The following is a 19,854-nucleotide window of genomic DNA, read 5'->3' on the forward strand; positions in this document are numbered from 1 at the left end:
CAGGTAGGCAAAAATGTTAAGAAAAGCCAAAAAAAGAGATGCGCTCAGCGAGTTGCTTGCGGCAGCCTCACACAAAGTCCTGTCCGAGCTGATTTCAGAGCTTGCGAATGAAATTCCCGATGTGCGGCGGGCGTGCTTCGATTTTCTGAAATCCCATGTTTCTGTTTCCAAGGCACTTGAAAAGCGGTCCGAAGGCGAGGCCATCCTGGTCCTCTGGTCTGAGTTGGCGCCCGATCTTGAAGAACTGGATATGTACGGAGGCGGCGACTATGCCACGCAGGTTCTCGTGGCGGAGTTGCTCGATCAGATTCGAAAGCGTTTGGAATCCAAAGGGGTTGATGCTGATCATCGGCGCGAATTTCTGGACCTTGTCCTGCCGTTTATTGAGAGCGGCAATGCAGGTATGGACGACATGCTTGACGATGTCGCCCATGCCGCCTGCTATGATGACGGCGACCTGCGCAGACTGGCGCAGGCTTATGAAGCGATGAACAACGAGTGGAAGACGGGTCTTGCCCGCGCTATCTATCGCCGCCTCGGGGATCGGGATAAATATCTTGAGCTGCGCACAGTGAGAATGGCGAATGGTGCCGATTACCATGACATGGCCACATTTTATTGGGAAGCCGGTGAAAAGGAAAAAGGCTTGCAGGTGGCTGAGGAAGGCCTGCGCAAAGCAAAGGGGCGCATGGATAAGCTTCGCGGCTTTGTTGCGGCGAGGGCTCGGGAGGCAGATGATCGTGAAAAATACATGGCACTTCAGTTCGATCAGACCACTGATGACTTGACCTTAGAGAAATACAAGGCTTTCAAACAACTGTGCAGTGCTGCCGAATGGAGTTTTTTCGAGCCGAAAATTGTCTTGCAGTTGAAACAAGCCCGGAGATCGGAGCGGCTGAAAATTCGCATGCACCGCAGAGAGTATGATCAAGCCGTGGCGCTTTTATCCAAAGGCCACTATCCAATGTCGGCTTGGGACGGTAATTATGAAATCCAGGTGGCCAAAAAGCTTGAAAAACGTTACCCCGAAGAAATTCTCAAATACTATCTTTCCGGGCTGGGCCATTTGAACCGCAACGATCAACGCAAGGAGTACGCCCGCAAGGCCAAGGTGATGGCCAAGGTACGACATGTTCTGGTCGAGGTGCTCGACGACAAACCGCGTTGGGAAAAGTTTGCACGCAAGATCAAGCAGGACAATCTCCGGCGTTCGGCGTTTCAGCAGGAATTTGCCGATGCGGTGCCGGACTGGGGAGAGTTGAGCGGACCGGGTTGATAGCAAAGGAATTAAGAGATGTCCATGCCTTCTTTGCATTCCCCCGATGTTTCGGAAATCGTACCGTCGACATTGATGACGGATTCTTTCCTGCCACAGGGGGCAAACACGATACCGGCAAGGCGGCTGTGGTGCCTTCCGATTCGACAATTTGAAAACGCTGGGGATGCCGGCCGAGATCACCATCCCTCTGCAACTGACCGGCGGCGTGGACGCTACCATCGCCCACTTCAGCGACGGACAGTTCCAGTCGGTGTAATTTCTCATTTCACATCAATAGGTTCTGAAGAAAGTCGAGGGTGGAGACTGTTTTGCGTCAGGTCGACGCACCCTCCAATTCCCCGATTATCGGCGAGCAGAAAAGATTCAGGCTTGCAGTAACCGTCGTTGCAGCAATGCCTGCATATCGCGGCGGCCGTCGGCAATCACCATGACATAGACATTTTCGGCCATGACCCGGTAAATGATGCGGTAGGCTTTGAAAAATATCTCACGGTATTCGCGAAGCCCGACGGCCAGAAGTTCCTCTGGATAGGTTCCTCGTTCCGGGTTTTCAGAGAGGCTCGAAAAGGCCTTCTCTATTTGATCGAGGACGTAATCCGCTTTTTCCGGCGCGTCGTGAGACTCGATATAGTCGTACAACTCCTCCAGATCACGGGACGCATCGTCGGTCAGATATACCTGAAAAGCCATCAGCGACGCTTGCGCCGATCTCGAAGTCGCTGAACGACATCACCGGCGGGCTGGACCTTGCCTTCCTCGACCTGACGCGTGCCGAGCGCAAGAATCTTCAGAAGCGCCATGGTCTCCTGGGTTTGCTCATAACTTTCGATGTCCTGCATCACGACCTTGGCTTCGCCATTCTGGGTGATGATCAGGGGTTCGCATTGCTCCGACAGGTTGCGCACGATTTCTGCGGCATGGGCCTTCAGGTAACTGATCGGTTTGATCTGACGCGATAGTTTCATAATCATCCCCTTATGCGACCAAATATAGTCCTTAAACAGGTCATATGTCAATCTGAAACGCCACGGGCAACCTCAGTGGGGAACCGGGAAATCATTCAGGGCGCTCTCGGGCGTCCTTTACTTTGTGTGCCAGGCATGACATGAATCTTGGGGGTGAAAGTCCCCTACAGGCCGTAGGGGTCGGAACTGTTGGCTGAAGGCAAGGGCGCTGTCGCGAGGCAGGGTCTGAAGGAAGCCGGAGGCAAACCCCGGACTCGACGAACAGGAACCGGATAGAAGGCCGGCGCGGCAGGATAACCCGGCATTGGACGGGAAGGCCCGATAACCATTCGGATGTGCGCGTTGGTAAATCCGGCGAGGGCCGGGGGAAAGCGTCATGTCTTACTCTGGGAGATCTCCAGTCTTGCCGGGACGACCCCGGCTACCGGTGCAGCGATGCATCGGGATGATTCTGGAGAAGTCAGCAGAGGTCGTATTAGGCCTGAAACAAGCGCAATTTTATATTGCGTAAAGCAAAAAAATACTCGAAATATCCGTCTTATCAGCGTATTATGTGTTTGCCAAAACCTATAATGCCGTCAAGAAGGCGTATTTCGAATGACACCAATTATCTCTAAAAAGCTCAAGAATCGCAAGCGAAAAATCACGCGACGAACCCGAAGAAGAAACTGGGAAGACCGGCCGCGACCGATCCACTATAAATCAAAGGAATGGGCCCTTCAAGTTTTTTATCTTCTATTTCGAAACGTTAAACAACTGCACTCCAAAGTTTGGTTAACCTCGAAAGTTGAGTAAAACAACACTATCTGTACGGAAGAGGAACGATGAATATATGACATTGGCTTTTATCGCGATTGTTTTTGGATTGGCGCTCCTCGTATGGAGCCCTGACCGTTTTGTGGAGGGGGCAGCCCCGCAAGGCAATCCGGGCATCGTGCTGGGTAACGTCTATGGATCGAACATCACCCTGATCCTGAGGGTGACGGCCTTGAACCTGGGTTACACAGCCTACCTGATCACAACGATACTGGCATGAAGGGTAGGTCGGTGAGAGTAAAAGGTCTGGAAACCTCGCAGCAGTCTACAAAAAAGGCAGTTGTGGTCCGCTGGACTGCTTACGCTTTCTTGTTTCTTGGGTTGAGTTGTGGCGTGCCTTTTTTTATCTATCGCCAGGTCGGCGCACAGTCGTTTTCTTTCAATCAGCACCTGTGGTCCTGGCCGGTGCTTTCCGTACTCGTCATTCTTCTGGCGATTTATTTTGTCAGTGATGCACTGCGCCTGCACTTCATTCTCAAAGCGTCGGGGCACAGCCTCGCCGCCGGGAATCTCGCCAAACTGACGTTCATCAATATTCTTTTTTCCAATATCACCCCCATGGCGACTGGAGGAGGTTTCGCCCAGGTTTGGTTTCTTTATCGACGCGGCGTTTTGATTGGCACGGCCACGGCGGCGACAACCATCCGGACGTTTATCGCGATGTTTCTGATTTTCCTCCCTATACCGTTCCTTGTCGCGAGGCTGCCGTATTTCCGGGATGATGGAATGATGGCCAGTGTCGGCTGGATTTTGGCCAGTGTCGCCATCGGCTACCTCGCCTGTTTTCTCGTATTGTTGTTTCGTCTGCGATGGCTGCTGCGGGTGTTCGACTTGGCCGCCAAAGGGCTGGTCTGGTTGCGCCTCACCAACCATGAAAAAACGCGTCGTATCAAAGCAAAATTTCTCAGGGAAGCGGTAAGATTCTCGCGTTGTTTGAAAATTTTCGTTAGGGGGGACAGGAAGGATGTATTACTCTCCATTTTCTTTACCTTTATTTTCCTTCTTTCTCTGTTTTCGTTCCCCTCTATACTGTTCTGGGGCGCGGGCTATCAGACGAATTACTATACGACCACCGGCCTGCTGGTGGTATCGACCTGTATCATGTATTTCGCGCCGTCTCCTGGAGGGGCGGGATTTGCCGAGGGCGTTTTCGGATTGTTTTTCGCCTCGCTGGTCCATGCGTCCGAACTTGTCGGCATCATAATAGTTTGGCGGTTTTTGACGATCTACCTCGGCATGCTCATCGGAGTCCCCGTGACCTTGCATGAGCTGGCCCGTCGGAGGATGGGCAATGGATAGATTGTCATGGTGGCGGGCGCTCTTCTATCTGAACCTGCTTATTTTGTTCCTGGTCATTTTCTATAAGATATATCTCAATTTTTTTGAACAGGATTACGGTGCCGTCCATGCTGAACAGGTTGAGAGCATCGAATCGATTCTGCATGGAGAAGAGGCGTTCAGTTTCGCCGTTGTCGGCAACATCAATAACTCTGTGGGTATTTTTGAGCGAAAGATCATCCCCGAGCTTAACCGGAGCGATGTGGCGTTCGTCGTCTCCGCCGGAAATGCGGTCAGCGGTGCGGGCGAAGATAAATATCGCGCACTGCACCGGACCATGGGTCATATTGAAAAACCCTATCTACTGACTTTTGGCGATAACGAGCACGGCGCTTTCGGTGGTTTCCGGTACTATGACCACTACGGGCCATATGTATTCGCATTTTCAGCGGGGAACAGCAGATTTATCTTTCTCGACAGTTCCGGAAAAACCTCCTTCCAGTGGCAGGCCCGCTGGCTGGAGGAAGAGCTTGACGTCGCGCCGAATCAGAATGTTTTTCTTTTCGTCGGGCATCCTCTTCTGCCGGTCGATAAAAAGGGCGCCTTCGCCTTCGACTTCGATGACGATTATTTGGCAGATGAGGCGTTCCGTAGTCTTCTTATGCCCATATTCCAGGACTCCAGGATAAAGGCGGTGTTCTCGTCGAATTTGCCGCTCTTTTCAGTCCAGAAATACAACGATACTCTTTTTGTTGTCACAGGCGGCGCAGGAGGATTTGTCCTCAACAATGATCGCAGTTTTTACCATTACGTCAAGGTCCAGGTCAGCCGGAGCCAGGTGGATATCGAACCTGTCAGGCTGAACATCGGACAGCACAAGCTCTTTCGCACAGTTGAAAGCATCTGGTTTTTTATTCATTCGCTCTTCTATGTCGGTTATCTCAATTACCTGCTTATTGTTTGCTTTTTCATTGTCAGCGCTTACTGGCTGTATTCACTCCTGTTGAAAGAACGGGATTACTATCCTGATTTCAATCAGCCATCCGAACCGAATCTTGATCGAGAGATCAAGGTCGCCATGTTCACCAATAACTATCTGCCCTTTATCGGCGGCGTACCGATTTCGATCTATCGACTCTCTTCAGTTCTCAAAAAGCTGGGGCATAAAGTCCTGATTCTCGCACCCCAATACGAACAGAGCGCAGAGCCGCAGGAGGAACGTGATATCTACAGGATTCCTTGTCTTTTTAAGCAAGCGGCCGACAAAGGAATCGTGGTGCCAAACATTTTTTCTTTCGCTGCAATCAGAAAAGTGCGCGAATTCGCTCCTGACGTGATTCATATCCACCATCCCTTCTGGATGGGAACAGTAGGACTTTGGATGGCAAGGCGATTAAATATACCGGCAGTTTACACTTACCATACACGTTTAGAGCATTATTCTTATGCGGTCCCTTTGCCAAAAGCCCTGTTTCGCAATTTTATTTCCCATGCGCTGGTGCGGCGGCTCGGCAACCGATGCAACGCCATCGTCGTTCCCACGGAAGCCTCTGAACATTATCTTCGCACGATTGGCGTGAAGATTCCTGTGTTCGTGGTGCCTACAGGCATCGAAACGGACAAGTTCGCCAAACTTTATGAAATTGAAGGATCTGGATTGCGTGCTGAGATGGGCATAGCAGACGATGAATTGGTGCTGTTGAGCGTTTCCAGATTGAGCGCCGAGAAAAATATAAGCTTCATGCTCGAAGCGGTTTCCTATCTGGCAAAGAACTGTTCGCAACGGTTCAAGTTTGTTCTTATTGGTGAAGGGCCTGAGCGGGAACGCCTTTATCAGACAGCTGAGACTTTAGGTTTACGGGACACCGTACTCTTCCCCGGCGCGGTTCCTCCCGAAAGAATGCCGGCCTACTACAGCTTGGGCGATATCTTTGTTTTCGCTTCCACATCTGAAACACAAGGGATGGTTATCCTTGAAGCGATGGCAAGCGCAATGCCCGTTGTGGCAATCAGGGCCAGTGGAATTGATGATTTTGTCGTCGACGGAATGACCGGATTTAAAACGATGCAGAATACCTCAGCCTGGGCTGAAAAAGTCCAGCTCCTGCTTGAAAATGACACGTTGCGCCATGAGCTGTCTGGCCATGCGGCGTCGTTGGCAAGCAGGTTTGGAATAGACGAATTTGGCAGAAGAATGGAACGAGTTTATGCTCATGTACTGATCGACAGACAGAAAGGAGACGCTTTATGAAATGCCCGGTATGCAAGGACACCAAGTCACCGAAAAGGTCCTGCGGCCGGAGGGGCGACCCTACATCGAACAGGAGCGGGTCAATGTCTGCTACCGGCCGGCGCGAATGGCGCTTCTACCTCGATGACATGATTGACTTCGCCGGGAAGGTACTCGCCTATACCCACGGGGTGGGCGCGAGCCGCTGCTGCGATCGGAGGTGACAACTTTCCTGCCACAGGGGGCCACCCTGATCAAAGCCATTCAGGACATCATGCGCAAGGATGTCGGCGTCGATGGCGACGCTCAGCGCATCAGCCAGCCCCCGGGCGTCGGCTCAGCTTCCCAACCCGGAGCCGAATTGGCTGTTGTCTTCTAAAGCCAAGAGGATTTTTTCGAAAAAGCTATTGACAACGAACCTCCCATGAATAAAGATAGTAATTAAATACTCACTTTACTCATGGGAGGTTCGTATGAGCGTGTCGAGTAAGCATCTTCCCGCCGAAGAACGGCGGATGGTAACTGTTGAGACGGTGGTCAAGCTGGCTGGAGAACAAAATCCAAGTGAAATTACCACGGCAGCCATCGCCAAACGCATGGGATTAACCCAGGGGGCTCTTTTCCGCCATTTCACCAATAAAGACGCTATCTTACAGGCTGTTATGGAATGGGTCGCCGAGCGTTTGCTGTCTCGCCTTGAAAAGGCAGTACACGCAAAGTCATCCCCTCTTGCCGCACTTGAAAGCATGTTTTTGGCGCATGTGGACTTTATAACAGAGCATCCCGGTATTCCCCGCATGTTGTTTGGCGAATTGCAACGCTCTGAAGAAACCGCGGCCAAGCGGATGGCGCAAACGCTCCTCCGCCGTTATGGGGAGCGCCTCAATCGTTTGTTTGAACAAGGAAAAACCTGCGGTGAACTTGACAGGAAACTTGATAACGAGGCTGCGGCCACGCTCTTCATCGGCACCATTCAAGGATTGGTCATGCAGTCGTTGATAGCTGGAGATGTGAGCCATATGCGCCGAAACGCACCGAAAGTCTTTGCCATCTATCAACAGGGCATCAGGAGTGCATTATGAAAAGATTGCCTTTCCAAAAACGTACACTGGCGCTGATAGCTGTAGTTGTTCCTCTGCTTGCGCTTTTTGTCTATGTGGCCTTGCGTTCGGGGCCTCTTGCTCCGGTATCAGTTGTATTGGTCACAGTCGAGGACAGGAGCATCTCACCGGCGCTATTCGGCATTGGAACCATTGAGGCTCGTTACACCTACAAGCTTGGCCCAACATTTGCCGGGCGGGTCAAACGTTTGGATGTACACGTAGGTGAGCGTGTCAAGGCGGGGCAAGTGCTTGGCGAAATGGACCCGGTGGATCTTGATGAACGTATTAGAGCTCAGGATGCCTCCCTGAAACGAGCAAACGCTCAATTAAGCGAAGCGCAGGCGCGTAAGGATTATGCGCAGACACAGGCTTTACGTTACGAGCAGTTACTTAAAGCGCGCTCCACCAGTGAGGAAGTGGTAGCCACTAAACAACAAGAACTGTTAGTGGCGAAAGCAGGACTGACTGCGGCACGAGAGGAGTTGTCTCGTGTACGTGCCGAGAGAGCGGTGATAGAGGCGCAGCGCAATAATTTGTCTCTGATTGCGCCATTTGACGGCTTGGTCGTTTCACGTGATGCCGACCCGGGAACCACCGTGGTTGCTGGTCAGGCTGTCGTGGAACTGATCGATCCGAGCACACTGTGGGTCAATGTCCGCTTTGATCAAATTCATGCGCGAGGTCTCGCCGCCGGTTTATCAGCCCAGATCACATTACGTTCTCAGGCAGGTGAACTGCAGGCTGGACATGTACTGAGAGTCGAACCATTGGCAGACGCAGTAACTGAGGAAACACTGGCCAAGGTTGTCTTCGATCAAATTCCTGATCCGATGCCACCCATCGGCGAACTGGCCGAAATCACGATTAACTTACCGACACTTGCGGCGGCACCGGTTATCCCTAATGCTGCTATCCATCACATTGATGGCAGATTGGGCGTGTGGCAGGTCATCAATGGCGATCTTCGCTTTACACCAGTTTCACTGGGGATTGCCGATTTGGAGGGCCGTGTGCAGGTACGAGAAGGGCTCAAGATTGGCGACCAAGTAGTGGTCTACAGCGAAAACGCCTTGAATAATCACAGCCGGATTCACGGCGTTGACCATATTCAGGGGGTAACGCAATGATCAGTTTAGCAGGGCGCGACATCATGCACTCTTGGGGAAAATTCGTCTTTACCGGCATGGGTCTTGGGCTGCTGATCGGCATCACCCTGTCTATGGCGGGGATTTATCGTGGCATGGTGGATGACGCCAAAGTCTTGCTCGATAATAGCGGTGCTGATCTCTGGGTGGTACAGAAGGACACCCTTGGTCCCTACGCTGAGTCATCAAGCCTCTACGATGATATCTGGCGTGGGATTCGCGGCATGCCGGGCGTGAATCAGGTGGCCAACATCACCTATCTCACCATGCAGGTGCGCCAGGAAGAAGGTGACGTGCGTGCCTTGGTTACCGGCGTCACTCCTGGAGAATCCGGGACACCCGGCTGGCCGCCCTATCTCGTCGCGGGACGTCAGATCACCCGGAGCCATTACGAGGCCGTCGCCGATATCGCTTCCGGATTTAAACTTGGTGAACGTATCAAGGTCCGCCGTAACCACTACACCGTAGTCGGGCTGACCAGGAGGATGGTCTCTTCCAATGGAGATCCTATGGTGTTCATTCCTCTTAAAGATGCCCAGGAAGCCCAGTTTCTCAAGGATAATGACGCCATCCGAGAGCAGCGTCGACGCACGGCCGAGAACCCTGCCTTCAACCGGCCCGGAGTGCCCGGTCTGCTTGATGCGGTTATTGCCTCGCAAAGCACCAACCCTTACGTCAATGCAGTTTTAGTGCGGGTTGAAGCAGGTCATGACCCGGAAGAGGTCGCTGAGTCGATCCGCCGCTGGAAGCGTTTAACCGTCTACACCCGCAGCCAGATGGAGGAGATTCTGGTTGGTAAGCTGATCGCCACCTCAGCCAGACAGATCTTCATGTTCCTGGTTATCCTTTCGATTGTCAGCTCCGCCATTGTCGCCTTCATCATCTATACCCTGACGCTCGGGAAAATTCGTGAAATTGCCGTCTTGAAACTACTCGGCACCAGGAATCGCACTATTGTCGGCCTGATCATGCAACAGTCCATCGCCCTAGGTTTGATCGGCTTTGTGGTGGGCAAGATCTCGGCAACTTTATTGATGGCGCCAATCTTTCCCAAGTATGTGCTGCTGCAACCACTCGACTCCGTTATGGGTTTTATCGCCGTGGTTATGATCTGCGTACTGTCGAGCATTATCGCCATTCGTGCCGCGCTCAGGGTCGATCCGGCCGAGGCCATAGGGGGCTGACATGACTGCTAAAGGTATTCGTATCCAGGGGTTAAAAAAACGTTATGGAAGCGGCGATACCGCCGTTGATGCCCTGAAGACGGTCGACATGCACGTTGCGCCGGGTGAAGTTGTCGGACTGATAGGTCCTTCTGGATCTGGCAAAAGCACGCTCCTTAAATGTTTGGGAGCGGTGATCGAGCCGACCGCCGGGAAAATGATACTCGGAGATGACATCATTTATGACGACGGCTGGAAGGTCAAAGATCTTCGTGCCTTGCGACGGGACCGGATCGGCTTTGTATTCCAAGCACCTTATCTGATTCCTTTCCTCGACGTTACCGACAACGTCGCTCTTCTGCCCATGCTGGCGGGAATGCCAAACGCCGAGGCGCGTAAGCGGGCAATTGAATTGTTTAAAGCGCTTGATGTGGAACATCGCGCCAAGGCCATGCCATCTCAACTCTCTGGTGGAGAACAGCAACGAGTGGCTATTGCACGTGGCCTGGTCAATCGTCCTCCGGTAATACTGGCCGATGAACCGACCGCTCCGCTTGATAGCGAGCGCGCCCTGGCTGTAATCCGGATATTGAACGATATGGCTCAAAAATTCGAGACCGCCATTATTGTCGTCACCCACGACGAAAAAATCATTCCCACCTTTAAACGCATTTATCACATCCGTGACGGGGTGACCTATGAAGAAGAAGGTGAAGGACGTGGCTTCGAATGAAGTCTACCCAAGTGAGGCCGATGAGATGAAAAATAAAAACGTTCATAACATGAAAATTCCTCTGTTTGTGATTGCTCCAATTTCCCTTTTTGCCAGTTCAGTCGCCTTGGCCAATGCCATCCAAGCCTCTCGCTCTGCACGCGATCATGGAGGAATTGAATAAAAATATGCTGATAGTGACTGATGCCATTTTCAGGGAGGAGTGGGAACAGGTGGCGAAAACTGCGTCGCAGATTGCCAACCATCCACAGCCGCCGATAGCTGAGAAGATGCGCATTCTGAGTTTTGTAGGTTCCAGTGGGAACAAATTCAAAAGTTTTGACAAGCAGACACATCAAACAAGGAGCATTTTTATGAACAAAAATAAAATGGCCAGTTATACGTTGATCGGTTTTTATGCCATTTTACTAACAGGATGTGCAGTAGGACCAGATTTCCAACGTCCTGTTCCTCCGGATGTGGCTGGCTACACTTCCACGCCATTGACCACAAATTTTGATGTCTCCCCCACCATGCTGGGTGATCCACAAAACATTATTAAAGGAGAACGTTTAACGAAATATTGGTGGCGAGCGATGAGTGCCGAAAAACTAGACATACTCATCGGCGAAGCCCTGGAACGTAATCCAACCCTGATGGCTGCAGAGGCTACTTTGCGTCAGGCGCAGGAACTTTTTGCGGCGAGGGCTGGTTCGACACTTTATCCACAAATAGATGGTAACTTGGGTGGCCAGCGTCAACGCTTCAATCCTGGAACATTAGGACAAACCGGAGAAGCACGGGAATTCAGTCTCTACAACGCTGGTATAGGTGTTCGATATACATTTGACTTGGCCGGAGGTAATCGTAGGGCGTTGGAAGCTCTGGCTGCCCGGAGCGATTATCAGCAGTTCCAATTAGAAGGTGCTCGTTTGACATTGGTGGCAAATATTGTAACAACAGCCATTACTCAGGCCAGTCTGAAAAGGCAGACTGGAATAATAGAAAACATCTTGAAGTCTCAGGAAAACCAACTGGAATTAACCCGGGAACGCATTCGTCTTGGTCATGAAGAACCGGACGATGCGTTAGCCTTGCAAACACAGTTGGAGCAAACGCGCGCTAAACTACCGCCGTTACGTTATCAACTTCAACAAAACGACCATTTTTTGGCCGTTCTTGTGGGTAAAGCTCCAGGAGAGAGTCTGCTGCCGTCGTTTACCTTGGAGGATTTTACCCTACCGCCGGAGTTGCCGTTATTAATTCCCTCTGAACTGGTGCATGCAAGGCCGGATATTCTCGGCGCTGAAGCGTTGCTGCATGCCTCTAATGCAGAATACGGGGTTGCAATATCGAAACTATATCCCCAACTCAACCTTAGCGCCGATCTTGGATCGCAGGCACTGACGACCGGGGCGTTGTTCGGCGGTGGTTCCGCTGTTTGGAGTTTGGTAGGGCAACTGACACAACCCCTGTTCAATTCAGGCTTGCCCGCTGAAAAGAGAGCGGCTCTTGCCGCCTTCGATGCGGCTGCGGCAAACTACCAGTCGGTCGTTCTGGAAGCTCTTCGCAACGTAGCTGATGTATTGCGGGCATTGGAGAATGATTCAAAAAGGCTGGAGGCTCTTTCTGCCGCTGATTTCGCTTCTGAGAAGTCTTTAGAGTCAACACAGCGTCGGTATAGACTTGGAGCAACCAGCTATTACGATCTGCTTATCGCACAACAACAACGTCTTCAGACTGAACTCGATCTAACAGAAGGCCAGGCCAAACGTCTGGTCAACACTGCTGCTTTTTACCAGGCGATGGGTGGTGGTTTATGTGACATTGCCGGAAACGCTGGAGTTGTATCGAAGGCTCAAAGCGCAGAGCGGAAGGCCTCGCGATAGTTCTGGAGTATCTGCTCGCGGTACTTCTCCATCTGTTAGCGACGGCGTGAAAATGATGCAAATATGGCGGTTTAAAAATGCAGGGCGTCTCATGGGCGAGGCGAAGCCGCCAGCACCATTTTTGGCGTCGGCGGGCGGGCTAAAGGCGCAAGGCTTTCAAGCAGGCCTGGACCAGCAGATCGTCCACAGCTCGAAGCGGCGCAGCGGGCGTTGAAAGCCGAGCTGATGGCCTGTCTGGGGGGCAAGACATGAGCGAATCGCATTTGACAACTCCGGAATATCGCGACTGGCTGAAGAACATTAAGCAGCGGTTGCGGCAGGCGCAACTGAAGACGGCTGTGCAGGTGAATACCGCCCTGCTGACCTTTTACTGGGAGCTGGGCACGGACATTGTGGAGCGCCAGAAGTCGGCCAAATGGGGCAGCGGGTTCCTGAAGCAGTTGAGCGCCGACCTGATGGCGGAATTTCCGGACTTGGCGCAGAACACCGGACGATGAATGGAGGTTACCGTATGACGTACAACAACCACGATGTACGGGCACGGCGCGCCGTGTCCCAACCCGAACGAAATCGCCGTTCTATTCGGTTGCACGGGTACGATTATTCCCGGGCCGGCGCGTATTTTGTGACCATTTGCACCCAGAACCGGGAATGCCTGTTCGGGGATATCGTGGCAGGACAAATGCGGTTGAATGGGGCAGGGCGAATTGTTGCCGATGAATGGATCAAAACCGCCGAAATCCGTGATGAAATTGAATTGGATGAATGGGTGGTGATGCCCAATCATTTTCACGGCATTATCGTGATTGCCGATGGTAGGGGCGACCGGCGGGTCGCCCCCATGGGTTGCACCAGGATATCGGGTGAAAAGGGCGACCGGCGGGTCGCCCCTGTGGGTTGCACCAGGATATCGGGTGAACAGGGCGACCGGCCGGTCGCCCCTACGGGCCCACAACCGCGATCCGTTGGGGCGGTCATGGCCGGATTCAAATCCGCCGCAACCAAACGCATCAACGAATTGCGCCAATCCCCCGGCACGAAATTATGGCAACGCAATTATTGGGAACACATCGTCCGCAACGAAACGGAACTGAACCGGATTCGGGAATATATCCACAACAATCCGGCGCAATGGGGAATGGACAAATTGTATCCACGTAGGGGCGACCGGCGGGTCGCCCCCATGGATGGCACCAGGATATCGTTCGAACAGGGCGACCGGCCGGTCGCCCCAACAACGGAAATTCGGGAACCATCCGCGATGTACGGGCACGGCGCACCGTGCCCGAACGAGGCGGCATGGATGATATGACCCGCCAACATGATGAAATTGAATTGGATGAATGGGTGGTGATGCCCAATCATTTTCACGGCATTATCGTGATTGCCGATGGTAGGGGCGACCGGCGGGTCGCCCCCATGGGTTGCACCACGGTATTGGGTGAACAGGTCGACCGGCGGGTCGCCCCCATGGGTTGCACCAGGATATCGGGTGAACAGGTCGACCGGCGGGTCGCCCCCGTGGGTTGCACCAGGATATCGTTCGAACAGGGCGACCGGCCGGTCGCCCCAACAACGGAAATTCGGGAACCATCCGCGATGTACGGGCACGGCGCACCGTGCCCGAACGAGGCGGCATGGATGATATGACCCGCCAACATGATGAAATTGAATTGGATGAATGGGTGGTGATGCCCAATCATTTTCACGGCATTATCGTGATTGCCGATGGTAGGGGCGACCGGCGGGTCGCCCCCATGGGTTGCACCAGGATATCGGGTGAAAAGGGCGACCGGCGGGTCGCCCCTGTGGGTTGCACCAGGATATCGGGTGAACAGGTCGACCGGCGGGTCGCCCCCATGGGTTGCACCAGGATATCGGGTGAACAGGTCGACCGGCGGGTCGCCCCCGTGGGTTGCACCAGGATATCGTTCGAACAGGGCGACCGGCGGGTCGCCCCAACAACGGAAATTCGGGAACCATCCGCGATGTACGGGCACGGCGCACCGTGCCCCAACGAGGCGGCATGGATGATATGACCCGCCAACATGATGAAATTGAATTGGATGAATGGGTGGTGATGCCCAATCATTTTCACGGCATTATCGTGATTGCCGATGGTAGGGGCGACCGGCGGGTCGCCCCCATGGGTTGCACCAGGATATCGGGTGAACAGGTCGACCGGCGGGTCGCCCCCGTGGGTTGCACCAGGATATCGTTCGAACAGGGCGACCGGCGGGTCGCCCCAACAACGGAAATTCGGGAACCATCCGCGATGTACGGGCACGGCGCACCGTGCCCGAACGAGGCGGCATGGATGATATGACCCGCCAACATGATGAAATTGAATTGGATGAATGGGTGGTGATGCCCAATCATTTTCACGGCATTATCGTGATTGCCGATGGTAGGGGCGACCGGCGGGTCGCCCCCATGGGTTGCACCAGGATATCGGGTGAACAGGTCGACCGGCGGGTCGCCCCCGTGGGTTGCACCAGGATATCGTTCGAACAGGGCGACCGGCGGGTCGCCCCAACAACGGAAATTCGGGAACCATCCGCGATGTACGGGCACGGCGCACCGTGCCCGAACGAGGCGGCATGGATGATATGACCCGCCAACATGATGAAATTGAATTGGATGAATGGGTGGTGATGCCCAATCATTTTCACGGCATTATCGTGATTGCCGATGGTAGGGGCGACCGGCGGGTCGCCCCCATGGGTTGCACCAGGATATCGGGTGAACAGGTCGACCGGCGGGTCGCCCCCGTGGGTTGCACCAGGATATCGTTCGAACAGGGCGACCGGCGGGTCGCCCCAACAACGGAAATTCGGGAACCATCCGCGATGTACGGGCACGGCGCACCGTGCCCGAACGAGGCGGCATGGATGATATGACCCGCCAACATGATGAAATTGAATTGGATGAATGGGTGGTGATGCCCAATCATTTTCACGGCATTATCGTGATTGCCGATGGTAGGGGCGACCGGCGGGTCGCCCCCATGGGTTGCACCAGGATATCGGGTGAACAGGTCGACCGGCGGGTCGCCCCCGTGGGTTGCACCACGGTATTGGGTGAACAGGTCGACCGGCGGGTCGCCCCCGTGGGTTGCACCACGGTATTGGGTGAACAGGGCGACCCGCCGGTCGCCCCTACATTGATTGTGCCTGCGGTTTTATGTGTGAAATCAGCGAAAATGACGTTGTTGCCGGTTGCGCGGGCCGTATCGGGATCATGCGCCGGGGCACGGAACCGGCGAACTGGGATATTCCAGAAAAATTTGATTATCGGGCTGAAGGAGATTTCGCTTGGACATTGCCATACTTATCGCATTGATTTTGCTCAATGGCGTTTTTGCCATGTCGGAGATCGCCCTGGTTACTGCGCGCAAGAACCGCTTGCAGCGACTGGCTGAAGACGGTGATCGCTCGGCCGCCATTGCCGTGCGCCTTGGCGAGGAGCCTACCCAGTTTCTGTCCACGGTTCAAATAGGCATTACCGCCATCGGAATCCTCAATGGTATTGTCGGTGAGGCGGCTCTTGCCGGTCCCCTCTCCGAGTTGCTTCAAAGTCTGGGGGTTGATCAAAGAATCAGCGCCATTGGAGCGACCACTATTGTGGTGGCCGGTATCACCTATTTTTCCATTGTGGTTGGTGAACTTGTTCCCAAGCGGCTTGCCCAGTTCCATGCCGAAGGGATCGCGCGGCTGATGGCCCGGCCGATAGCATTGCTGGCGCAACTGTCACGGCCATTCGTTTATCTGCTTTCGATATCGACGGATGGTATTTTGAGATTGATGGGAAAAAAGGAACTGAGCAGCGCCAACCTCACTGAAGAAGACATTCATGCAATGCTGATGGAAGGTTCTCAGTCGGGTGTGATCGAAAAGCAAGAGCATGAAATGGTGCGGAATGTCTTTCGTCTCGATGATCGTCAAATTGCCTCTCTGATGACGCCGCGAAGCGAAATTATATACCTCGACATCGGACAGTCTCTTGAGGAAAGGCTGGAAACACTCATTGCATCAGACCACTCGCGATTTCCGGTTTGCCAAGGTGGAATGCATGAAGTGCTGGGGATCATTACGGCAAAGCGGCTACTCAAACAGAGGCTGAAAGGGGAGCCACCCGAAAAAATTGCGGAGTATCTGCTCCCTCCGGTTTATGTACCGGAATCTTTGACGGGAATGAAACTCCTGGAGCAGTTCCGGAAATCAGGCGTACAAATGGTCTTTGTCGTCGATGAATATGGTGAAATCCTCGGCCTCATCACCCTGCAGGACCTCCTGGAAGCTCTGGCCGGTGAATTCAAACCGCGTGATCCGGAAGATGTCTGGGCCGTGCAACGTGAGGACGGCTCCTGGCTGCTGGACGGACTGATCCCCATCCCGGAACTCAAGGATCGACTTGATCTGAAATCGGTTCCCGAGGAAGAGAAGGGGCGATACCACACCCTCAGCGGCATGATGATGTGGCTGATCGGCAAGATCCCCCGCACCGGAGATGTCACCGAATGGCAGGGTTGGCGACTGGAAGTGGTCGACCTTGATGGAAACCGGATCGACAAAGTGATGGCCAGTCGTCTGCCTGATCCCGACAGCGAGGGAGAAGCAGCGCTGCAAAGCCCTTCGAAAACATCCCGATGATGTTCTGAAACAGCCTTTGGGATAACCCGTTAACCGCCGGCAATTCAATTCCGATTTTCGGAATCGAACCGGATCTACAGAGAAATTGGATCAGGGGTTGTGGCGAAGCCTTTGGTATCCGGTTTCGCTGCAAATCCAGCATCCTTGTCCGGGAACCTGGAAATCGGGAGAGAAAGGTGGATCCTCCCCCCGACGAAAACTTGGCGTTCGACTTGACTTCCTGCGGATGAACCGAAAAAATATGGTGCTCCGTTGCAGGATGAATCGAACAGCAGGAATTTTATAGAATCCTGCGTGAATTTGTGGTTTATTGAAGTTCACTTGGGGCGGCATCACCGGATAGTGACCTGATTCTCTTTGCAGACAATTTATATTCACTCTTTGAAGGTCTTCGCAGGCTTCATCTTCCTGCTTTCCTCACAATGTTATACAACCACAGGGTGAGCGAAAGTTAACGTCGAAAGTTGCGTACGGGAACCGAACTATGTCAGTGGCCAAGAACACGATACGGCTCATCAATTCCTTGCTGCTGCTACCCTGTCTGTTTCTATTTCTTACTTCACATGTGCCGGCTTATGTGCAGGAAATCGGGCGAAGCCACAAGGCTGTTCTGTTTACCCCTGCGATTACAGGCTGCCCGGTCTCGGTTTTCACGGTTGATAGACGAACCAATTCCAATTCTTTCGATGGCCTGGTTAAATATGTACTGATTTCCGGGAAAATCTGCTCGGATTTTAACAGGGCATATTCATATCTTCTCAGCGAATACTTCGCCGGCTTTACCCACTGTGCAGACCGAGCGGCGATTTCCATTCGAGCACCTCCTTTCTTTTAACCATTGCAATTCAGTGCTTTTAATCTCTGCCTACTCAAAGGCGGTCTGATGCCCGCGGTAGGCCTGCTTGAATTGTGCCAAGGAGGACATATGCGAAACAATCGCGACAAATCGCCTGATACTGCTGAAAAGACACCTTCCATGCGGCCGGAAATTGACTACTCACCTAAGACTTTAACGCTGCGTGAACAAATCGTTTTTGGGATAAAGCTATTTGCAGTTGTTGGTGGTATTTTCCTGGTGCTTTGGCTGTTTGAAAAAATGTAGTCCGAAGATCTACCGGGACCAATTGCGACCTGTTGACCTGGGGGTTCTGCCCCCAGGTTCGAATCCGGGGTTTGCGGCAGCTTGAATTATTGTAACTATTGATCGCAATTCACCGGTTTGGCCGGAAGATCGATCAGCGAAGAAAGGGGTACCATATAAGATGACAGAACACACAAGCCATCTGCACCGGCCGATTATAACCTTCGCACGTAAGGACGTTGCGAAGCTACACAAAGATCTAACCGTTCAAACAGCATTAGACAAAATCAGAGAAAAAAAGGGTATGGGCGACAGAATCGTATATTTTTACGTAGTAGACAGCAATGATCGGTTGGTGGGTGTTGTGCCGACCCGGCGTTTACTCGGTTCTCAACTGGAGCAACGACTTTCCGAAGTCATGATAGGTCCGGTGATCACAATTCCGAAAGATGCTAGCGTGTTAGATGCCTACGAGTTTTTCATGGTGCATAAGTTGCTGGCTTTTCCAGTGGTGGATGAACATAAGCATATATTGGGTGTGGTGGACGTCGGTATGTTTACGGACGAGGCGTTCGATGTGGCCGATCAGACCAGCATGGACCGGGTTTTTGAGACAATCGGCTTTCGCCTTATGCAGGTGCGAGATGTATCACCGCTGCGTGCGTTTCGGTTTCGATTTCCATGGCTACTCGCAACCATTACCAGCGGTACGATATGCGCTCTGCTTGCCGGTGTTTACGAGATGACACTGGCCAAGAGCTTGATCCTGGCGTTTTTTCTCACCTTGGTTCTGGGGCTGGGCGAAAGTGTCAGCATGCAGTCCATGACAGTCACCATCCAAGGGTTGAGATCGGAAATACCGACTCTCGGTTGGTATCTACGGACGCTCCGACGCGAGGTGGGTGCGGCTCTTTTGCTGGGTACGGCATGTGGCCTTATAGTGAGCGTGATCGCATGGATTTGGCGCGGAGATCCGTTGGCGTCCGTTACCATCGGATCCAGCATTCTGTTGACGCTTTGCGCTGCCAGCTTTTTTGGGCTGAGCGTTCCGTCACTTTTACACAAGGTGAAGCTCGATCTTAAAATTGCTGCCGGTCCGGTGACCTTGGCCATGACCGATATTTCCACGCTTCTTATTTACTTCAGCATCGCCGAAGCGTTGCTGTGAGGTGACCGGGCATATACCTGGAATAGGTGACCGTAACGGGTGATCCCAAACGGGCGGCCGTGTAACGGAACGGAATTGAATCGTATTTGGCAATATTTCCACAAAAACCCGGCACAGTGGGAATTGGATAAATTGTTCAACAATGGGCAGACACAGAGGTATGCCCCTGGAGATGTAAATGGGGGGAACCGACAACCGAATGCGGCACGGCGGGTCGATGTTTTGGTATTAGAGGATGCGTTTTGTCAATCAATCATGATATGGGTCGGTAAGACCGTTGCCGCAAGGGTACCGCCCATACCGATGGGGTTGCCTTGGTGAACTGCGGCAACACTGTGACGGAAGCCGTGACAGCCGCAAAAGCATCGCGACA

General features: G+C 53.0%; 25 protein-coding genes. 22 read left to right on the forward strand and 3 right to left on the reverse strand.

Going from position 1 to position 19,854, the window contains the following annotated elements; translation table 11 throughout:
* The first annotated feature begins 13 nt into the window (after nucleotides 1-13).
* Entirely contained in the window at nucleotides 14-1,276 is a 1,263-nt protein-coding gene (locus tag dmul_RS03195; protein WP_020876189.1) for a hypothetical protein, read from the forward strand.
* A gap of 366 nt (nucleotides 1,277-1,642) precedes the next feature.
* Here the strand turns inward: dmul_RS03195 and dmul_RS03200 are convergent, their stop codons facing one another.
* Together dmul_RS03200 and dmul_RS03205 are read right to left on the reverse strand one after the other, a co-directional pair.
* Nucleotides 1,643-1,969 (reverse strand): type II toxin-antitoxin system RelE/ParE family toxin, encoded by a 327-nt coding sequence (locus tag dmul_RS03200; protein ID WP_020876190.1) that lies wholly within the window; start codon nucleotides 1,967-1,969, stop codon nucleotides 1,643-1,645.
* Nucleotides 1,969-2,244 (reverse strand): type II toxin-antitoxin system Phd/YefM family antitoxin, encoded by a 276-nt coding sequence (locus dmul_RS03205; protein ID WP_020876191.1) that lies wholly within the window; start codon nucleotides 2,242-2,244, stop codon nucleotides 1,969-1,971. Before dmul_RS03205 ends, dmul_RS03200 begins: the two co-directional genes overlap by 1 nt.
* 832 nt (nucleotides 2,245-3,076) lie before the next feature.
* Between dmul_RS03205 and dmul_RS03210 the strand changes: the two genes are divergently transcribed.
* From dmul_RS03210 to dmul_RS03290, 19 genes are all read left to right on the forward strand, one after another.
* Entirely contained in the window at nucleotides 3,077-3,280 is a 204-nt protein-coding gene (locus dmul_RS03210) for a hypothetical protein (RefSeq protein WP_020876192.1), read from the forward strand.
* An 11-nt stretch (nucleotides 3,281-3,291) separates the two neighbouring features.
* A complete protein-coding gene (locus dmul_RS03215) occupies nucleotides 3,292-4,359 on the forward strand; it encodes a lysylphosphatidylglycerol synthase transmembrane domain-containing protein (RefSeq protein WP_234979187.1) in 1,068 nt (355 codons plus the stop codon).
* Entirely contained in the window at nucleotides 4,352-6,589 is a 2,238-nt protein-coding gene (locus dmul_RS03220) for a glycosyltransferase (protein ID WP_020876194.1), read from the forward strand. Before dmul_RS03215 ends, dmul_RS03220 begins: the two co-directional genes overlap by 8 nt.
* A gap of 199 nt (nucleotides 6,590-6,788) precedes the next feature.
* On the forward strand, nucleotides 6,789-6,947 hold the full coding sequence (locus dmul_RS20055; RefSeq protein ID WP_153302745.1) for a hypothetical protein: 159 nt from the start codon (nucleotides 6,789-6,791) through the stop codon (nucleotides 6,945-6,947).
* A 94-nt stretch (nucleotides 6,948-7,041) separates the two neighbouring features.
* Nucleotides 7,042-7,650 carry a TetR/AcrR family transcriptional regulator gene (locus tag dmul_RS03230; RefSeq protein WP_020876197.1) on the forward strand — a complete coding sequence of 203 codons (609 nt, stop codon included), beginning with the start codon at nucleotides 7,042-7,044 and terminating at the stop codon, nucleotides 7,648-7,650.
* Nucleotides 7,647-8,798, forward strand: coding sequence for an efflux RND transporter periplasmic adaptor subunit (locus dmul_RS03235; RefSeq protein ID WP_020876198.1), 1,152 nt, complete (start codon nucleotides 7,647-7,649; stop codon nucleotides 8,796-8,798). Before dmul_RS03230 ends, dmul_RS03235 begins: the two co-directional genes overlap by 4 nt.
* Nucleotides 8,795-10,000, forward strand: a complete 1,206-nt coding sequence (locus dmul_RS03240) for an ABC transporter permease (RefSeq protein WP_020876199.1) — start codon at nucleotides 8,795-8,797, stop codon at nucleotides 9,998-10,000. Before dmul_RS03235 ends, dmul_RS03240 begins: the two co-directional genes overlap by 4 nt.
* Before the next feature lies 1 nt (nucleotide 10,001).
* On the forward strand, nucleotides 10,002-10,712 hold the full coding sequence (locus dmul_RS03245; protein ID WP_020876200.1) for an ABC transporter ATP-binding protein: 711 nt from the start codon (nucleotides 10,002-10,004) through the stop codon (nucleotides 10,710-10,712).
* Complete coding sequence (locus dmul_RS20565; protein WP_160167722.1) at nucleotides 10,699-10,875, forward strand: hypothetical protein; 177 nt, start codon at nucleotides 10,699-10,701, stop codon at nucleotides 10,873-10,875. Before dmul_RS03245 ends, dmul_RS20565 begins: the two co-directional genes overlap by 14 nt.
* The gene (locus tag dmul_RS03250) at nucleotides 10,859-12,580 is read left to right on the forward strand and encodes an efflux transporter outer membrane subunit (protein WP_234979186.1); all 1,722 of its coding nucleotides are present in this window, start codon (nucleotides 10,859-10,861) and stop codon (nucleotides 12,578-12,580) included. Before dmul_RS20565 ends, dmul_RS03250 begins: the two co-directional genes overlap by 17 nt.
* Before the next feature lie 248 nt (nucleotides 12,581-12,828).
* A complete protein-coding gene (locus tag dmul_RS03255; RefSeq protein WP_020876202.1) occupies nucleotides 12,829-13,077 on the forward strand; it encodes a DUF1016 N-terminal domain-containing protein in 249 nt (82 codons plus the stop codon).
* A 14-nt stretch (nucleotides 13,078-13,091) separates the two neighbouring features.
* The gene (locus dmul_RS03260) at nucleotides 13,092-13,892 is read left to right on the forward strand and encodes a transposase (RefSeq protein WP_070962237.1); all 801 of its coding nucleotides are present in this window, start codon (nucleotides 13,092-13,094) and stop codon (nucleotides 13,890-13,892) included.
* Complete coding sequence (locus dmul_RS20665; protein ID WP_211276022.1) at nucleotides 13,880-14,230, forward strand: hypothetical protein; 351 nt, start codon at nucleotides 13,880-13,882, stop codon at nucleotides 14,228-14,230. Before dmul_RS03260 ends, dmul_RS20665 begins: the two co-directional genes overlap by 13 nt.
* Nucleotides 14,218-14,619 (forward strand): hypothetical protein, encoded by a 402-nt coding sequence (locus dmul_RS20570; protein ID WP_179947868.1) that lies wholly within the window; start codon nucleotides 14,218-14,220, stop codon nucleotides 14,617-14,619. Before dmul_RS20665 ends, dmul_RS20570 begins: the two co-directional genes overlap by 13 nt.
* Nucleotides 14,607-14,906: a hypothetical protein gene (locus tag dmul_RS20670; RefSeq protein WP_211276026.1), complete on the forward strand. Its 300-nt coding sequence runs from the start codon at nucleotides 14,607-14,609 to the stop codon at nucleotides 14,904-14,906. The genes dmul_RS20570 and dmul_RS20670 overlap by 13 nt, the downstream gene beginning before the upstream one ends.
* Nucleotides 14,894-15,193: a hypothetical protein gene (locus dmul_RS20675; protein ID WP_211276026.1), complete on the forward strand. Its 300-nt coding sequence runs from the start codon at nucleotides 14,894-14,896 to the stop codon at nucleotides 15,191-15,193. The genes dmul_RS20670 and dmul_RS20675 overlap by 13 nt, the downstream gene beginning before the upstream one ends.
* Nucleotides 15,181-15,480, forward strand: a complete 300-nt coding sequence (locus dmul_RS20680) for a hypothetical protein (RefSeq protein WP_211276026.1) — start codon at nucleotides 15,181-15,183, stop codon at nucleotides 15,478-15,480. The genes dmul_RS20675 and dmul_RS20680 overlap by 13 nt, the downstream gene beginning before the upstream one ends.
* Nucleotides 15,468-16,001: a hypothetical protein gene (locus dmul_RS20575; RefSeq protein ID WP_179947869.1), complete on the forward strand. Its 534-nt coding sequence runs from the start codon at nucleotides 15,468-15,470 to the stop codon at nucleotides 15,999-16,001. The genes dmul_RS20680 and dmul_RS20575 overlap by 13 nt, the downstream gene beginning before the upstream one ends.
* Nucleotides 15,895-17,232: a hemolysin family protein gene (locus tag dmul_RS03290; protein WP_020877446.1), complete on the forward strand. Its 1,338-nt coding sequence runs from the start codon at nucleotides 15,895-15,897 to the stop codon at nucleotides 17,230-17,232. The genes dmul_RS20575 and dmul_RS03290 overlap by 107 nt, the downstream gene beginning before the upstream one ends.
* Before the next feature lie 573 nt (nucleotides 17,233-17,805).
* On the opposite strand, the gene dmul_RS03295 is transcribed toward dmul_RS03290, so the two are convergent.
* Nucleotides 17,806-18,045 carry a hypothetical protein gene (locus dmul_RS03295; RefSeq protein ID WP_020877445.1) on the reverse strand — a complete coding sequence of 80 codons (240 nt, stop codon included), beginning with the start codon at nucleotides 18,043-18,045 and terminating at the stop codon, nucleotides 17,806-17,808.
* Nucleotides 18,046-18,157: 112 nt separating this feature from the next.
* On the opposite strand from dmul_RS03295, the gene dmul_RS20095 reads away from it, so the two are divergent.
* Entirely contained in the window at nucleotides 18,158-18,334 is a 177-nt protein-coding gene (locus dmul_RS20095; protein WP_020877444.1) for a hypothetical protein, read from the forward strand.
* A 160-nt stretch (nucleotides 18,335-18,494) separates the two neighbouring features.
* A complete protein-coding gene (locus tag dmul_RS03300; RefSeq protein ID WP_040415425.1) occupies nucleotides 18,495-19,481 on the forward strand; it encodes a magnesium transporter in 987 nt (328 codons plus the stop codon).
* Nucleotides 19,482-19,854: the final 373 nt, after the last annotated feature.

Origin of the sequence: Desulfococcus multivorans (assembly GCF_001854245.1) — a bacterium.
GTDB classification, from domain to species: Bacteria; Desulfobacterota; Desulfobacteria; order Desulfobacterales; family Desulfococcaceae; genus Desulfococcus; species Desulfococcus multivorans.

Coding starts and splice junctions, on each gene's coding strand:
- dmul_RS03195 (WP_020876189.1), top strand. CDS start 14: ATGTTAAGAAAAGCCAAAAAAAGAGATGCGCTCAGCGAGTTGCTTGCG.
- dmul_RS03200 (WP_020876190.1), bottom strand. CDS start 1,969: ATGGCTTTTCAGGTATATCTGACCGACGATGCGTCCCGTGATCTGGAG.
- dmul_RS03205 (WP_020876191.1), bottom strand. CDS start 2,244: ATGAAACTATCGCGTCAGATCAAACCGATCAGTTACCTGAAGGCCCAT.
- dmul_RS03210 (WP_020876192.1), top strand. CDS start 3,077: ATGACATTGGCTTTTATCGCGATTGTTTTTGGATTGGCGCTCCTCGTA.
- dmul_RS03220 (WP_020876194.1), top strand. CDS start 4,352: ATGGATAGATTGTCATGGTGGCGGGCGCTCTTCTATCTGAACCTGCTT.
- dmul_RS03230 (WP_020876197.1), top strand. CDS start 7,042: ATGAGCGTGTCGAGTAAGCATCTTCCCGCCGAAGAACGGCGGATGGTA.
- dmul_RS03235 (WP_020876198.1), top strand. CDS start 7,647: ATGAAAAGATTGCCTTTCCAAAAACGTACACTGGCGCTGATAGCTGTA.
- dmul_RS03240 (WP_020876199.1), top strand. CDS start 8,795: ATGATCAGTTTAGCAGGGCGCGACATCATGCACTCTTGGGGAAAATTC.
- dmul_RS03245 (WP_020876200.1), top strand. CDS start 10,002: ATGACTGCTAAAGGTATTCGTATCCAGGGGTTAAAAAAACGTTATGGA.
- dmul_RS03250 (WP_234979186.1), top strand. CDS start 10,859: ATGGAGGAATTGAATAAAAATATGCTGATAGTGACTGATGCCATTTTC.
- dmul_RS03255 (WP_020876202.1), top strand. CDS start 12,829: ATGAGCGAATCGCATTTGACAACTCCGGAATATCGCGACTGGCTGAAG.
- dmul_RS03260 (WP_070962237.1), top strand. CDS start 13,092: ATGACGTACAACAACCACGATGTACGGGCACGGCGCGCCGTGTCCCAA.
- dmul_RS20665 (WP_211276022.1), top strand. CDS start 13,880: ATGGATGATATGACCCGCCAACATGATGAAATTGAATTGGATGAATGG.
- dmul_RS20570 (WP_179947868.1), top strand. CDS start 14,218: ATGGATGATATGACCCGCCAACATGATGAAATTGAATTGGATGAATGG.
- dmul_RS20670 (WP_211276026.1), top strand. CDS start 14,607: ATGGATGATATGACCCGCCAACATGATGAAATTGAATTGGATGAATGG.
- dmul_RS20675 (WP_211276026.1), top strand. CDS start 14,894: ATGGATGATATGACCCGCCAACATGATGAAATTGAATTGGATGAATGG.
- dmul_RS20680 (WP_211276026.1), top strand. CDS start 15,181: ATGGATGATATGACCCGCCAACATGATGAAATTGAATTGGATGAATGG.
- dmul_RS20575 (WP_179947869.1), top strand. CDS start 15,468: ATGGATGATATGACCCGCCAACATGATGAAATTGAATTGGATGAATGG.
- dmul_RS03295 (WP_020877445.1), bottom strand. CDS start 18,045: ATGGAAATCGCCGCTCGGTCTGCACAGTGGGTAAAGCCGGCGAAGTAT.
- dmul_RS20095 (WP_020877444.1), top strand. CDS start 18,158: ATGCGAAACAATCGCGACAAATCGCCTGATACTGCTGAAAAGACACCT.
- dmul_RS03300 (WP_040415425.1), top strand. CDS start 18,495: ATGACAGAACACACAAGCCATCTGCACCGGCCGATTATAACCTTCGCA.